Genomic DNA, 13,481 nt, shown 5'->3' with positions numbered 1-13,481 from the left:
GGCGCGAGGGGGCGCCGAGTCGTTGGTCGCGAAGCTTGTGGGCTTGCGTTCGCTGTGGTCGCCTTTGGCAAGCGGGCTGGCGCATTGGTTTGGCCCTGCTGGGCGAGTCCGTTTTAGCAGTCGCACGGATGGCCGCCCCGCCAAAAAGGAACCAAAAAGTCTTGCTCCTGCAGATGACCTGTGCAACGAAGTTGTCGCACGGCGATAGGTAGGGTGGGCTTTAGCCCACCAAAACCCGGAGCCTCGCCGCCGGTGGGCTGAAGCCCACCCTACGGGTGCGGCACCTTCACGTCGTCTCGGCTCCGGTCCGTATGGGGCAGAACGGAGCAGGCACACGGCTGCGCCAACCGATCAATCTCCGGGTCGACGGCTTGCTGATTACCGGGCGGAACCCGGCGTCCTCGAAAGAGGCCGCACGTGAGCTGCTCAAGCTGTTAAAGGCGGGTTGAGCGTGGCTCAGCTTGGTAGCCCGCGCGGCCAGGTCAGTAGGTCCGCCTGGCCGCAGGATTCGAACAACGGCTTGCTGAATAGATAACCCTGCATCAGGTTGATGCCCAGATCGTGCAGAGCGCTGCATTCATCAAGGGTTTCCACGCCTTCGCCGATAACGGAGATAGTCAGTTCCTGGCACATCCGCACCGTGGCGCGAACGATGGCCTGGCGGGCACGGCTCTGATCGATGCCGCGGATAAGATCCATGTCCAGCTTGATGATGTCCGGCTGGAAATCGGCGAGCAGATTCAGCCCAGCGAAGCCCGCGCCGAAATCGTCGATAGCGGTCAAGAAACCAATGCGTTGGTATTCGCTCAGGACTTCGGCGAGCCACTTGGCATCGCTGATGCGCTCGCCCTCGACGGTTTCGAAGATGATTCGTTCTACCGGAAAGTCATGCACGCGCGCCGCTTCAAGTGTCGAGCGGATGCATAGCTCGGGACGGTAGATGGCGTTGGGCATGAAGTTGATCGACAACCTGGAACGCATGTCGAGCTTGGCCGCGGTTTTGATCGCCTTGACGCGACAGGCTTGGTCGAAGCGGAAACGATTGTCCTCGGTCACTTGCGACAGCACGCTGGGCGCTGGTTCGCCGTTGACTCCTCGGACTAGGGCTTCATGAGCGAAGATGTCGCGTGCCTGCAGGTCGACGATCGGCTGATAGGCGTAGCTGAAGCGAAAGCCGAGGCGCTCGCCGCTGGCGCAGCTGGGACAACCGCCGTGCTCCTCGGCGGAATGGCAGGAATAGGAAGCGGGAGCAGGATTACTGGCGTCACGTTGAATCATTGGCGCGCTCGTTGTCGGACATGTTTGGACGTTAGCGGCCGCAGTTCTCGGCGCTGGACCCCGTCTGTCGTCGCCGGGGTCTCATAGCGGCTGCGTTGCGGTTAGCTGAGCCACCATGTTAGTGCAGATCGATGCGCCATGATGGCCAATTGATACGACATACGGTCTCTGTTCAGGTTCCGTGCGGTCGACTCGGCTTTTGATTAGCGCTGGCGGAGGGCTTTTCGATCGATTCGGCAAGGGCATTTCCGATCGTGCCCACGGCGGAGCGTGGGTACGTTCAGGCAGCATGTAGTTGCGGATGTAGCTTCCAGCCCGTCTCAGTTCTGCACGACCCGCGCAATCGCTTCGGCGAGTTGGGCCAGCCGCTCGGCATCCAACCCGGCAATATTGGCGCGTCCGCTTTCGACCAGATAAACCGAATCCTCGCGGCGCAGGCGCAGCACTTGTTCGGCCGTCAGGCCGGTATAGGAAAACATTCCGCGCTGCCGGGCGATATGTGCGAAGCGCTCGGCCAGGCCGTATGACGCGAGTGCTTCCACCAAACCCTGACGCAGACCGGCAATGCGCTCGCGTTTGGCGGCGACTTCCTGCTGCCAGAGCTGGCGCAGCTCGCTATTGGCCAGAATCGTCGCCACCACGGCGGCGCCATGGGACGGTGGGGTCGACCAAAGATTGCGCGCCACTGAGGCGAATTGGCTGCGCACGTCGATCAGCGAATCGCCATTGTCGGCGACCGCGATCAGCGCGCCGGTACGTTCGCGATACAGGCCGAAATTCTTCGAGCAGGAGCTGGTGATCAATACCTCCGGCAACGCCTCGACAAACAGGCGCACGGCCCAGGCGTCTTCGTCCAGCCCGTCGCCGAAGCCCTGATAAGCGAAGTCGAACAGCGGCAACAGCTCACGGCTACGGACGATCTCCAGCACCTGACGCCAGTCGGCCTGGCTCAGGTCGTAGCCGGTGGGGTTGTGGCAGCAAGCGTGCAGCAGCACCACATCGCCGCAGGGAATCCGCTCCAGCGCGGCGAGCATGGCCGGAACGTCGAGTTGGTTCTGCGTGTTGACGTAGGGATAGTGCTCGACCTTCAGTCGGGCCGCGGCGAACAAGGTTTCGTGGATTGGCCAGGTCGGGTCGCTGAGCCAGAGGCTGCGGCCCGGCAGGCATTTGGCGATGAAGTCGCCCACTAGCCGCAGCGCGCCGGTGCCGCCGGGGGTCTGGGTGCAGCCGGCGCGGTTTTCGATCAGCGCGGGTGATGCTTCGCCGAGAACCAGGCGCAGCAGTCGATCGCCGAACAACGGATCGCCATGTCCGCCGATATAGCTCTTGGTCTGCTCGCTGTCGATCAGCCGTTGCTCGGCCAGCTTCACGGCTTTGGGAATCGGCGTCAGGCCCAGAGCGTCCTTGTAGACGCCGACGCCCAGGTCGAGCTTGGCCGGGTTCGGGTCGGCGCGATAGGCATCGAGCAGACCGAGAATCGGGTCGCCGGGGACCCGCACCACTTCACCGAAATGCTTCACTTGCGGCCCTCGGCGGTTTTCGCCACCTCGTCGGTACGCGCGGCCATGATGAAGTCGTTGCGATGTAGGCCTTTGATCGAATGGCTCCACCAAGTCACGGTGACCTTGCCCCACTCGGTGAGCAGACCAGGGTGATGCCCCTCGGCTTCGGCGATCTCGCCGACGGCATTAGTGAATGCCAACGCGTGGCGGAAATTCTTGAACAGGAACACCTTCTCCAGCTCCATGTGGCCGTCGCGGGTTTCGATGTTCCAGTCGGGGATCTGCTTGATCAGCTCGGCCAGTTCGTCATCGGAAACCTTGGGCGCATCGGCGCGGCAGGCTTCGCAGTGGGCTTGGGTGAGGGCGGTCATGGTTCGGTCCTTTGTTGATGAATGGAAATGGAACGGACGTGTGCGGTGATTGCTTGTCTTCGGTGGGCTAAAGCGGAACGCCGCCCGGCCCACCCTACAAAAACTAAATCCCACCCTACAATCTGCGCCGCGTTGGATGGGCATCGGCCGTAGGGTGGGCTTTAGCCCACCGTTCAGCAAACTATGCCGCCTTGGGCGGAAACTTCGGTTGGTGCAGGCCTCGCTGCATGGCGGTGCGCACGTATTCCATGATGTCTTCATGGGCAACCTCGAACAGGCGCTTGAGCTCGGGGAGTACGAAGTACACCGGCTGCAAGATGTCGATACGGTACGGCGTGCGCATCGCCTCGACCACATCGAAGCGCTGGTGCTCGGGTTCGTCGGACAGGCTATAGAGCGTCTCCTTCGGTGAGGAAAGAATGCCGCCGCCGTAGATGCGCCGGCCTGCCGGGGTATCGACCAGGCCGAACTCGATGGTCATCCAGTACAGGCGCGCCAGATAGACGCGTTCTTCCTTGCTGGCCTTGAGGCCGAGCTGGCCATAGGTGTGAGTGAATTCGGCGAACCAGGGGTTGGTCAGTAGCGGGCAGTGACCGAATATCTCGTGAAAAATATCCGGTTCCTGCAGGTAGTCCAGCTCTTCCGGGCTGCGGATGAAAGTGGCGACCGGAAAGCGTTTGCTCGCCAGCAGCTCGAAGAATGTCTGGAACGGGATCAGCGCCGGCACTCGCGCCACCTGCCAGCCGGTCGTCGCTTCGAGTACACGGTTGATTTCATGTAATTGCGGAATGCGATCGCGGGGCAAAGCGAGCTGTTCGATCCCGTCCAGATATTGCTGACAGGCGCGGCCGTCGAGAAGCTTCAGCTGGCGTTCGATCAGGGTCTGCCAGACGGCGTGTTCAGCGTCCGGGTAATGGATGTGACCTTGCGCGTCCGGTTCGCGAGCGACGTATTGCGTGGTTTTCATCGGACCTCCTGAGCGGGTGGCCGCCTGAGCTTTGTTGTTATGAATGGCTCATTCAACCCCGTTGCGTGCGGGCGAGGAGACCGAGTTGTCACCTTTAAGCCCATCGAAACACGGTAGTCCGTAACGTTATGTTTACGATTTTCTTGGAGTGCGAAGCGTAGCCTGTTAATCGCCTCCCTTCCGTAAATTATTCTTTCCAATAATTTGTGGATTAGAGCGTTTGCACGGACAGCAGCTGGCATTGGCCCCAGCGTAGGGAGAGCCGCAACGTCGGAGCATCTTTAGCAAAACTAAAGACCCCCTGCGCGACGCGGGTTTTCGGCTGTGGGCACGTAAACCTACCGTTCTTTCCCAGGGCCGGCCGGTCTGCCTTACGGCCGATTTAGGGTTCGCCCGCTGGACGCATCGGGCGCAGTAAACTGAAGTATCTGGACGGCGGTCACGGCAAAGGTTGCAACAACGAAAGCGACCGCTTCACCCTGTGGCGTCGGCGTTTTAATCACCTGGCCTTCTATGGAATATTGGCACACGCCAGCTAGACGATCGGGCTGGCGGCACTGGAGAACACGTCATGCACATCGTCATCCCCGACGACTATCAGAATGTCACCCGTTCGCTGGACTGCTTCGACCGGCTCGACGGCCATCAGGTGACGGTTTATCACGAGGCGGAACAGGATCCGAATATTCTCGCCGAACGCTTCGCAGACGCCGATGCCCTGGTATTGACACGCGAACGCACGATCATCGACGAGGCGCTGCTGGCGCGGCTCCCCCGGCTCAAGCTGATCAGCCAGACCGGCAAGGTTTCCGCGCATCTCGACCTCGCCGCCTGTACACGCAATGGCGTGGCGGTCATGGAGGGGCGGGGCTCTCCCATCGCACCGGCCGAACTCACCTGGACGCTGATCCTCATGGCGCGGCGCGCGCTCTTTCCGGCGATGCAGGCGCTGTATGCGGGGCAGTGGCAGATCAATCTGGGCGAGCGACTCTGCGGCCAGACGCTGGGCATCTGGGGTTACGGCAAGATTGGCCAGCGGCTGGCCCGTTACGCCCAGGCCTTCGAGATGCCGGTGATGGTCTGGGGCAGCGAGACATCGCGCGAAGCCGCCAGGCGCGATGGCCATCAGGCGGCTGCCAGCCGGCAAGCCTTCTTCAGCGAAGTCGATGTGCTCAGCCTCAATCTGCGTCTGTCGGACAGCACGTTGCACATCGTCACCGGCGAAGACCTGGCGTTGATGAAACCCACCTCGCTACTGGTCAATACCAGTCGCGCCCAGCTGATCGCACCGGGCGCGCTGCTCGACGGATTGAACCAGGGACGACCGGGGTTCGCGGCGCTCGATGTCTTCGAGGACGAGCCGCTGACCGACCCGCAGGACCCGTTGCTACAGCATCCCAAGGTGCTCTGCACGCCTCATCTGGGTTATGTGGAGCGGCAAGGTTACGAGCTGTATTTCGGCGATGCCTTCGCCAATGTGCGAACTTTCTTTGCTGGCGGGCCCTGCGAGCTGGCCAATCCCGAGGTTCTGCCACGCAAGGCCTGATCTACTGAAACGCAAGCCAGCCAGGAGACCGCTTGCGGTGCGCGTGGGGTGTCAAATAATCTTGACGCCTATCATGGCGAGGCGCAGAAGTTGGCGCGGCCAAACCCCACGCCATAAGGCATTTGCATGCGTATCAAGATCATCTGCCAGAACCGCATCGGCATTCTGCGGGACATGCTCGAACTGCTCGTCGATTACGGCATCAACGTCGCCCGCGGCGAAGTCGGCGGCGAGCACGGTAACGCGGTCTACCTGCATTGCCCCAATCTGATGAACCTGCAACTGCAAGCCCTGCGTCCCAAGATCGAAGCCCTGCAGGGCGTGTTCGAGGTACGCAAGGTCGGGCTGATGCCCAGCGAGCGGCATTCGCTGGAACTCAATGCACTGCTCGGTGCGCTGGAGTTTCCGGTGCTGTCGATCGACATGACGGGCGCCATCGTTGCCGCCAACCGTGCCGCGGCGCAGTTGCTCGGTGTGCGGGTGGATGAAGTGCCGGGCATGAGCCTGTCGCGCTACGCCGAGGATTTCGATCTGCCGGAGCTGGTGCGGGCGAACAAGGCGCGGATCAATGGGCTGCGGGTGACCATCAAGGGCGACGTGTTCCTCGCCGACATCGCCCCGCTCCAATCGGAACACGACGACAGTGAGGCGTTGGCTGGCGCAGTGTTGACGCTGCATCGCGCCGATCGTGTCGGCGAGCGCATCTACAACGTGCGCAAGCAGGAGCTGCGCGGTTTCGACAGCATCTTCCAGAGTTCGAAAGTGATGGCCGCGGTGGTCCGTGAAGCGCGCCGCATGGCTCCGCTGGACGCGCCGTTGCTGATCGAAGGCGAAACCGGCACCGGCAAGGAGCTGCTGGCGCGCGCCTGCCACCTGTCGAGCCCGCGCGGGCAATCGCCGTTCATGGCGCTGAACTGCGCCGGCTTGCCGGAATCCATGGCCGAGACTGAGCTGTTCGGCTACGGCCCAGGTGCCTTCGAGGGCGCGCGACCCGAAGGCAAGCTCGGCCTGCTGGAGCTGACCTCGGGCGGGACGCTTTTTCTCGATGGCGTCGGCGAGATGAGTACGCGGTTGCAGGCCAAGCTGGTGCGCTTCCTACAGGACGGTTGTTTCCGCCGGGTGGGCGGCGACGAGGAGGTCTATCTGGATGTGCGGGTGATCTGCGCTACGCAAGTGGATCTGTCCGAACTCTGCGCCAAGGGCGAATTTCGTCAGGATCTGTATCACCGGCTCAACGTGCTTTCTTTGCACATTCCACCGCTGCGTGAGTGCCTCGACGGGCTGGAGCCGCTGGCGCTGCACTTTCTCGATCAGGCCAGTCGGCAGATCGGTTGTGCCCTGCCGAGCCTGTCGTCTCAGGCGCTGGAACGGCTGGCCGGCTACCGCTGGCCGGGCAACGTGCGACAGTTGGAGAACACCCTGTTTCAGGCGGTTTCGCTGTGCGAGGGCGGGGTGATCAAGCCCGAGCACATTCGCCTGCCGGATTACGGCACGCCGCAGCCGTTGGGCGAATTCTCCCTGGAGGGTGGCCTGAACAGCATCGTCGGGCGTTTCGAGAAGGCGGTGCTGGAGGCGCTTTATCAGCAGCATCCGAGCAGTCGTCTGCTGGGCAAGCGGCTGGGCGTTTCGCACACCACCATTGCCAACAAACTGCGCGACTACGGGATCGGTAAAGAAGGCTGAAGCGGCCGAACTCCAACTCGAGCGAGCTGAACAGCTTGGCCGGTGCGCAGCTTGCTACGTTGTAAAACGCTGGGGCGTGGAGCGCCATTGGCGCGAATCTATCTTGGAGCCGATGTGTTGCGCCGTTGAACGCGAGTGCCAGACACGTACCGGCTCTTAAAGTCGTCTAGTTACATCTGTAGGCTCGTTAGCTCTAGATCACCCATCGTAGAGCCAGGTTGCTAGTGATCCGATGCCGCACGGACCCGGATCGCCTGCGTGATCTGGCGCTTACTCTGCGCGCCGACAAACATCTGCAAGTCGGCGGGACCTTTCTTATCGCACCGCCTGGGTCACGGCGTCGATCAATGCCTGCAGGTCGATCGGCTTGCGCAAGTGCAGGGTGAATCCCGCTGCCTTGGCTTTTTCGACATCGCGCATGGTGCCGTAACCCGTCAGGGCGATACTCGGAGTACTCGCGTTCTGCCCGTTATTCCGGATGGCCGTCATCATCTTGTGGCCGTCGATCTCCGGCATGCCAATGTCCGAGACGATTACGTCGAATTCACGCTGCTCGGCCAACTGGATGCCGGCGGCGCCGCCATCAGCCGTGATTACGATGGCGCCTTCGCTTTCCAGCAGTTCACACATGGTCTCGAGAATATCGGGCGAATCATCCACCAGCAGAATCTTGATGCCAGCTAGCCCGCCAATCTCTTCACTATTGGCCGATTCGCTGAGTTCAATTTCAGTTTGCAGATGGATCGGTAACCAGACACTGAACCGTGCACCCCGACCGGGCCCTTCGGAGAAGGCTTCGATACGGCCGTGGTGGGCCTCGATCAGTTGCTTGACCAGCGCCAGCCCGATGCCCAATCCATGTTTGGAGCGTTGCGCGTGCTGCATCTCGGCCTGCCCGAACATGTCGAATACCTTGGGCAGAAAATCTGCCGAGATACCTTCACCGGTATCGATGACGTCCAGGCGGGCCTGGTCGCCTTCGCGCTCGAGTTGGAGACAGATGCGCTCTCCGCCTTTGGTGAACTTCCAGGCGTTGTTCAACAGATTCCAGATAATCTGGTCCAGACGCGTAGGGTCGGCATGAACGTAAAGCGGCTGCTCTGGTTTGAATGCCTCGAACGTCACGTTCTCGGCCTGTGCCAACGGAGCGAACACGGCCTCGATACCACGCAGGACCTCCTGATATTGCAGTGTCGAGAACTGCAGTTTCAGTTTGCCGGTACGAATGCGCGATACGTCCATCAGGTCGTCGATGATGCGCGACTGGCTGCGGACGGCGTTCTGGATCGACTGGGTGGCCTTGCGCAAAGCCGGAAAGTGCTTGGTAGCCTGGGAGCGCGCGACCAGATCGGTATTGAGCTGAATTAGGTTCAGCGGATGCTTGAGTTCATGCGAAAGCACCGCGAAGAATTGGTCCTTCTGCATGTTGGCAGCCTGGATGTTCGCCAATTCGTCCTGTTGTGCTGAGTTGCGCTCGCGGTCTTCGGTCAAGTCGCGGGCGATCTTTGCAAAGCCGATCACCTTACCGTTGTTATCGACGAGCGGATTGACCAGGCCGCTGAAGAAGCACTGCGAGCCATTTTTGCGAACATGCCAACGTTCATCCGTGGCTTGGCCCTGCTCTTGGGCCCGTTTACGTTCGGCTTCCGGCACTCCCGCTCGGCGGTCTTCCTCGCTGTAAAGGATGTCGATGTGCTGGCCGATCGCCTCCTTTTCGGTGTAACCAAAGATGAATTCCGCGCCGCGGTTCCAGGTGGTTATATAGCCATCGCGATCCAGGGTAATGATGGCGTAGCCCTTGGTGCTTTGCGCCAGGAGCTTCATATGGGCCTCACCGACGCGTAGCTGCTCCTCGGCCCGGCGTCGATCCGTGATATCGATAAAGGTCAGCACGGCGCCCTGAATGCGGTCATCCAGCGTGCGGTAGGGTAGAAACCGCGCCATATACCAGCGGTTATCACCTTTGGACCCGATCTCGCGTTCGACCAGATGAAGCTCCTCGAACGCCTTGGCGGCATCCGCTTGCAGCTGTGGATAGTCGAGACGATGGGTAATGTCGAACAGCGATCGGCCGGCGTCGTTGCCGATCACGTTGAAGATGTCCTTGGCGCGCGGGGTAAACCATTTGATGCGCATCTTGCGGTCGACGAAGACCGTGGCGATGTCGGTGGAGGAAATCAGGTTCTGCAGGTCATCGTTGATCTTGCTGGTTTCGTCGACCTTGGTTTTGAGCTCGAAGTTGACCGTGGTGAGCTCTTCGTTGATCGACTGCAGCTCTTCCTTGCTGGTTTCCAGTTCTTCAGTGGCCGAGCGCAATTCTTCGTTGATCGCCTGCAACTCCTCGTTGGAAGCGCGCAATTCTTCGGTGGAGGTCTCCGAATGCTCCATGGTGACCTGCAGCCGTTCCTTGGTTTGCTGCAGCTCGGCTTCCAGCTGGGTCAGTACGCTGTCCTTAGTTTCGGGATCCTCCAGGGTGTTGCTGTCCATGCAGTCTTCGACTTCATCGAAGAGCACCAGCATGTAGTCGCTGCCAGCTTCGTTATCGCGGAACGGGCGGACCACCATATTCACGTAGAAGCTGCGGCCATCGCGCTCCAGCCGGACCCGTCGCGCTTCGATACTCTTGCCTGTGTGGGTCGCCTGATAGAGCGCGGTACGAAGTTCGAGCCGCAGTTGCGGATGCACTAGCGTCGTCAGGTTCAGCGAGGGTTCGCCACCGACATAGCGCAGGAAATTCCCGGCCCGGTCGGACATGTGCACGATCTCACCATCGTGATTGACGATAACGCTGGGCGGTGCGTACTGCTCGAGCGCGCGCTGGTGCACGTCGGCAAAGGAAAACTTCCGGTTGCGCTTGGACGGTTCGCTGAAGGGTGGATGACTTGGGGCTGTAAGCGAGAAGCCGTGATACGGCCCCGTAGGCGCGCGCCGCAGGGCGGCGCCTACTTCCCTGGCTCGGTAGATACGGTTTTTCTTGTCTACCGGGGCAAACAGGTGACTGCAGGCGTCAGCGGTTTCCGAACTGCCCAGGAACAGGTAGCCGCCGGGGTTGAGGGCAAAGTGAAACATGCGCAGCACTTCGAGCTGGATGTCCCTGTCCAGGTAGATCATTAAGTTTCGACACGAAATCAGGTCGAGTCGAGAAAAAGGTGGGTCGCGCAAGATATTGTGCCGGGCGAACAGGATCGTCTCGCGCAGCTCCTTTTGCATGCGGTAGTGATTCTGTCCCTTGACGAAATATTGCCGCAGCCGGCTCGGCGGCACGTCCGTCAGGATGGCTTCCGGGTACACGCCGGCGCGGGCAGTTTCGAGCGCACGGTCGTCGATATCGGTGGCAAACACCTGTGACTGGATTTCACCTTTTACACCGCTGATTTCGGCTTGGTCTGCCAACAGCATCGCCAGCGAATAGGCTTCTTCCCCGGTCGAGCAGGCTGCCGCCCAGACGCGCAGAAATTTATCTTCAGTGTCGGCTTTCTGCTCGAACAACGACGGGATGATGTCGCGCTCCAAGGCCTCGAAGGCTTCTCGGTCGCGAAAAAAATTGGTGACGCCGATGAGCATGTCTGCAAGCAGAGCCGGGGTTTCTTCTGGGCTACTTTGCAAAAAGCGGGCATAACTGGGCATATCACGCAAGGCATTGACCTGCATACGCCGCTCAATGCGGCGCAATACCGTGGCTTGCTTGTAGTGTCTGAAGTCGTGGCCGGTGCGGGAGCGGAGCGCGGCGAGAATTTCGCGCAGCGCTAGCTCGTTGGGTTTGGATTGGGCGTGAGCCTGAGCAGATTCGAGCTCGCCCTGTGCATCTCCGGCTTGCTCGCTATCGCCTGCTGACATGATCGGATCCTGCCGTGCCAGGAGCGCCTCCAGGTTCTGGCGCAGCTCCACCAGCTTTTGCGGCATATCCATAACCGGTAGCACGATATCGACCATGTCAGTTTCAATGGCGCTGCGCGGCATCGAGTCGTATTCGGCGTCTTCCGGCGTTTGAGCCAGCGTAACGCCACCCTGCTCCTTGATGCGTGACAGACCGACTGAGCCATCCGATCCCGTGCCCGAGAGAACGATACCCACGGCGTGGCTGTGATGTACGTCCGCCAACGCTCGGAAGAACAGGTCAATGGCTACTTGGGGGCCGCGTTCCCGCGCGGGCTTCAACAGCCGCAGATAGCCGTCGTTCATCGACAGATCCATCGCCGGCGGGATCACATAGACGTGGTTGCGCTCGATGGGTGTCGGTTCGGTGATCTGCAAGACTGGCATCTTGGTGACGTTCTGCAGAATCTTGTCGGCGCTGCTCTCATGCTTGGGCGAGAGGTGCATGATTACAACAAAAGCCATGCCGCAATCGTTGGGCATGTTTTCGAAGAACGTGATTAATGCTTTGAGGCCGCCCGCCGAGGCGCCGATCCCGACCACAGGGAACTGCAGCGTGCTTCGTGCCATGTTGAGGTTTTTGGGCGTGGACGGGTCGGGGCTGGTACTCATCTAGTCCTCAACATTGGATTGGGCTTTCCGGTAAGCACTTAAAGGAAGACAGCGGGGCGGATCAAGGAATTCACTCGTTCTACGACGCGCTGCCGAACGGATGATAAAGGTTTGCGTTGGTGAATAGTGTCTGCCCTTAGGGCGGCGAAAATGGCGGATTTAGCATTCGATGATATTGACCGCCAGCCCGCCACGGGCGGTTTCCTTGTATTTGCTCTTCATGTCCGCGCCGGTCTGGCGCATGGTGCGGATCACCTTATCCAGCGAGATGAAGTGGCTGCCATCACCACGCAGCGCCATCCGCGCGGCGTTGATCGCCTTGACCGCACCCATCGCGTTGCGCTCGATGCAGGGCACCTGCACCAGCCCGCCGACCGGATCGCAGGTCAGTCCGAGGTTGTGCTCCATGCCGATTTCGGCGGCATTCTCGACCTGTCGCGGGTTGCCGCCCAGCACTTCGCAGAGCGCGCCCGCACCCATTGAACAGGCGACGCCGACCTCGCCCTGGCAACCGACTTCGGCGCCGGAAATCGAGGCGTTTTCCTTGTAGAGGATGCCAATCGCTGCCGCAGTAAGCAGAAACCGCACGACGCCGTCTTCGTTGGCGCCGCGGATGAAACGCACATAGTAATGAAGCAGCGCCGGGATGATCCCCGCCGCACCGTTGGTCGGCGCGGTGACCACACGACCGCCGGCGGCGTTCTCCTCGTTTACCGCCAGCGCGTAAAGGTCGACCCAGTCGAGCACGCTGAGCGAGTCACGCAGGCTGGCTTCCGGATGCTCGCTGAGCTGGCGATACAGGCCTGCCGCGCGCCGTTGCACCTTGAGTCCACCGGGCATCACGCCTTCGGTGCGGCAACCGGCCTTGACGCAATCCTGCATGACTTGCCAGATTTTCAGCAGGCCGGCACGGGTCTCGGCTTCGGGGCGCCAGGCGACTTCGTTGGCCAGCATCAGTTGGCTGATGCACAACCCGTGCTCGCTGCATAGCGCCAGTAGCTCGTCAGCGCTATGGAAAGGGTAGGGCAGAGGCGTGCGGTCTTCGACGATGCGGTCGCTGCCGGCCGCCTGTTCGTCGACGACGAATCCTCCGCCGACCGAATAGTACTCGCGGCTGCGCAGTTGCAGCCCGGCGCCATCGAAGGCACGCAGGATCATACCGTTGGGGTGGAAGGCCAGCGGCTTGCGGATGAATTGCAGGTCGTTGCTGACTTCGAATCGAATGGGTTTGTCGCCCAGCAGGCGCAATTCATGGGACTCGCGGATGGCTGCCATGCGTTGCGGGATGCTGCCGGTATCGACGTCCTCCGGCAGCTCGCCTTCAAGCCCGAGTATCACCGCCTTGTCGCTGCCGTGGCCCTTGCCGGTGGCGCCGAGCGAGCCGTACAGCTCGACCTTCAAGCGCTCGGTGGTAGTCAGCAGGTCGTCATGCTCGAGCCCTTCGACAAAGCGCAACGCCGCGCGCATCGGCCCCACGGTATGCGAGCTGGACGGGCCGATACCGATCTTGAACAGGTCGAAAACGCTGAGTGACATGAAGTGCTCCGAGGCGGACGGGCTCTGTATCTATCCTAGACCGCCAAGTGCTTCTGAATGTTGTTAACGGATGCCCGGCGCACTGCGTTTTGGCGCAAGGCGCACCAGGC

At 61.0% G+C, this 13,481-nt stretch carries 8 protein-coding genes and 1 pseudogene; 3 read left to right on the top strand and 6 right to left on the bottom strand.

Annotated features, from left to right (window positions below; genetic code table 11):
- Nucleotides 1-356: 356 nt before the first annotated feature.
- Nucleotides 357-449: pseudogene (locus NAV33_RS21480) on the top strand (type 1 glutamine amidotransferase domain-containing protein); the annotation flags it as partial.
- Between the two features lie 7 nt (nt 450-456).
- Here the strand turns inward: NAV33_RS21480 and NAV33_RS17240 are convergent.
- The 4 genes from NAV33_RS17240 to phhA all read right to left on the bottom strand — a co-directional run bounded on the left by NAV33_RS17240 (nt 457) and on the right by phhA (nt 4,118).
- Entirely contained in the window at nt 457-1,278 is an 822-nt protein-coding gene (locus NAV33_RS17240; RefSeq protein WP_255982300.1) for an EAL domain-containing protein, read from the bottom strand.
- A 320-nt stretch (nt 1,279-1,598) separates the two neighbouring features.
- Nucleotides 1,599-2,798, bottom strand: coding sequence for an amino acid aminotransferase (locus tag NAV33_RS17235; RefSeq protein ID WP_255982298.1), 1,200 nt, complete (start codon nt 2,796-2,798; stop codon nt 1,599-1,601).
- The gene (locus NAV33_RS17230; protein ID WP_045430164.1) at nt 2,795-3,151 is read right to left on the bottom strand and encodes a 4a-hydroxytetrahydrobiopterin dehydratase; all 357 of its coding nucleotides are present in this window, start codon (nt 3,149-3,151) and stop codon (nt 2,795-2,797) included. The genes NAV33_RS17235 and NAV33_RS17230 overlap by 4 nt, the downstream gene beginning before the upstream one ends.
- A 181-nt stretch (nt 3,152-3,332) precedes the next feature.
- Complete coding sequence (gene phhA / locus NAV33_RS17225; RefSeq protein ID WP_255982296.1) at nt 3,333-4,118, bottom strand: phenylalanine 4-monooxygenase; 786 nt, start codon at nt 4,116-4,118, stop codon at nt 3,333-3,335.
- A gap of 571 nt (nt 4,119-4,689) precedes the next feature.
- Between phhA and NAV33_RS17220 the strand changes: the two genes are divergently transcribed.
- The gene (locus NAV33_RS17220) at nt 4,690-5,664 is read left to right on the top strand and encodes a D-2-hydroxyacid dehydrogenase family protein (RefSeq protein ID WP_255982293.1); all 975 of its coding nucleotides are present in this window, start codon (nt 4,690-4,692) and stop codon (nt 5,662-5,664) included.
- Nucleotides 5,665-5,790: 126 nt separating this feature from the next.
- Nucleotides 5,791-7,347 carry a sigma-54-dependent transcriptional regulator gene (locus NAV33_RS17215; RefSeq protein ID WP_255982291.1) on the top strand — a complete coding sequence of 519 codons (1,557 nt, stop codon included), beginning with the start codon at nt 5,791-5,793 and terminating at the stop codon, nt 7,345-7,347.
- Between the two features lie 315 nt (nt 7,348-7,662).
- On the opposite strand, the gene NAV33_RS17210 is transcribed toward NAV33_RS17215, so the two are convergent.
- Nucleotides 7,663-11,835, bottom strand: a complete 4,173-nt coding sequence (locus NAV33_RS17210) for a CheR family methyltransferase (protein WP_255982289.1) — start codon at nt 11,833-11,835, stop codon at nt 7,663-7,665.
- Between the two features lie 159 nt (nt 11,836-11,994).
- Nucleotides 11,995-13,371 carry an L-serine ammonia-lyase gene (locus tag NAV33_RS17205; RefSeq protein ID WP_255982286.1) on the bottom strand — a complete coding sequence of 459 codons (1,377 nt, stop codon included), beginning with the start codon at nt 13,369-13,371 and terminating at the stop codon, nt 11,995-11,997.
- Between the last annotated feature and the right edge of the window lie 110 nt (nt 13,372-13,481).

Source organism: Stutzerimonas stutzeri, from assembly GCF_024448715.1.
Classification (GTDB): Bacteria; Pseudomonadota; Gammaproteobacteria; order Pseudomonadales; family Pseudomonadaceae; genus Stutzerimonas; species Stutzerimonas stutzeri_AR.
The sequence above is the reverse complement of the archived record's forward strand: the minus strand, read 5'-3'. Positions and strand labels throughout refer to the sequence as shown.

Excerpts from the sequence above, each read along its gene's own strand:
- NAV33_RS17220 (WP_255982293.1), top strand. The coding sequence starts at position 4,690 with ATGCACATCGTCATCCCCGACGACTATCAGAATGTCACCCGTTCGCTG.
- NAV33_RS17215 (WP_255982291.1), top strand. The coding sequence starts at position 5,791 with ATGCGTATCAAGATCATCTGCCAGAACCGCATCGGCATTCTGCGGGAC.
- NAV33_RS17205 (WP_255982286.1), bottom strand. The coding sequence starts at position 13,371 with ATGTCACTCAGCGTTTTCGACCTGTTCAAGATCGGTATCGGCCCGTCC.
- phhA (WP_255982296.1), bottom strand. The coding sequence starts at position 4,118 with ATGAAAACCACGCAATACGTCGCTCGCGAACCGGACGCGCAAGGTCAC.
- NAV33_RS17230 (WP_045430164.1), bottom strand. The coding sequence starts at position 3,151 with ATGACCGCCCTCACCCAAGCCCACTGCGAAGCCTGCCGCGCCGATGCG.
- NAV33_RS17240 (WP_255982300.1), bottom strand. The coding sequence starts at position 1,278 with ATGATTCAACGTGACGCCAGTAATCCTGCTCCCGCTTCCTATTCCTGC.
- NAV33_RS17210 (WP_255982289.1), bottom strand. The coding sequence starts at position 11,835 with ATGAGTACCAGCCCCGACCCGTCCACGCCCAAAAACCTCAACATGGCA.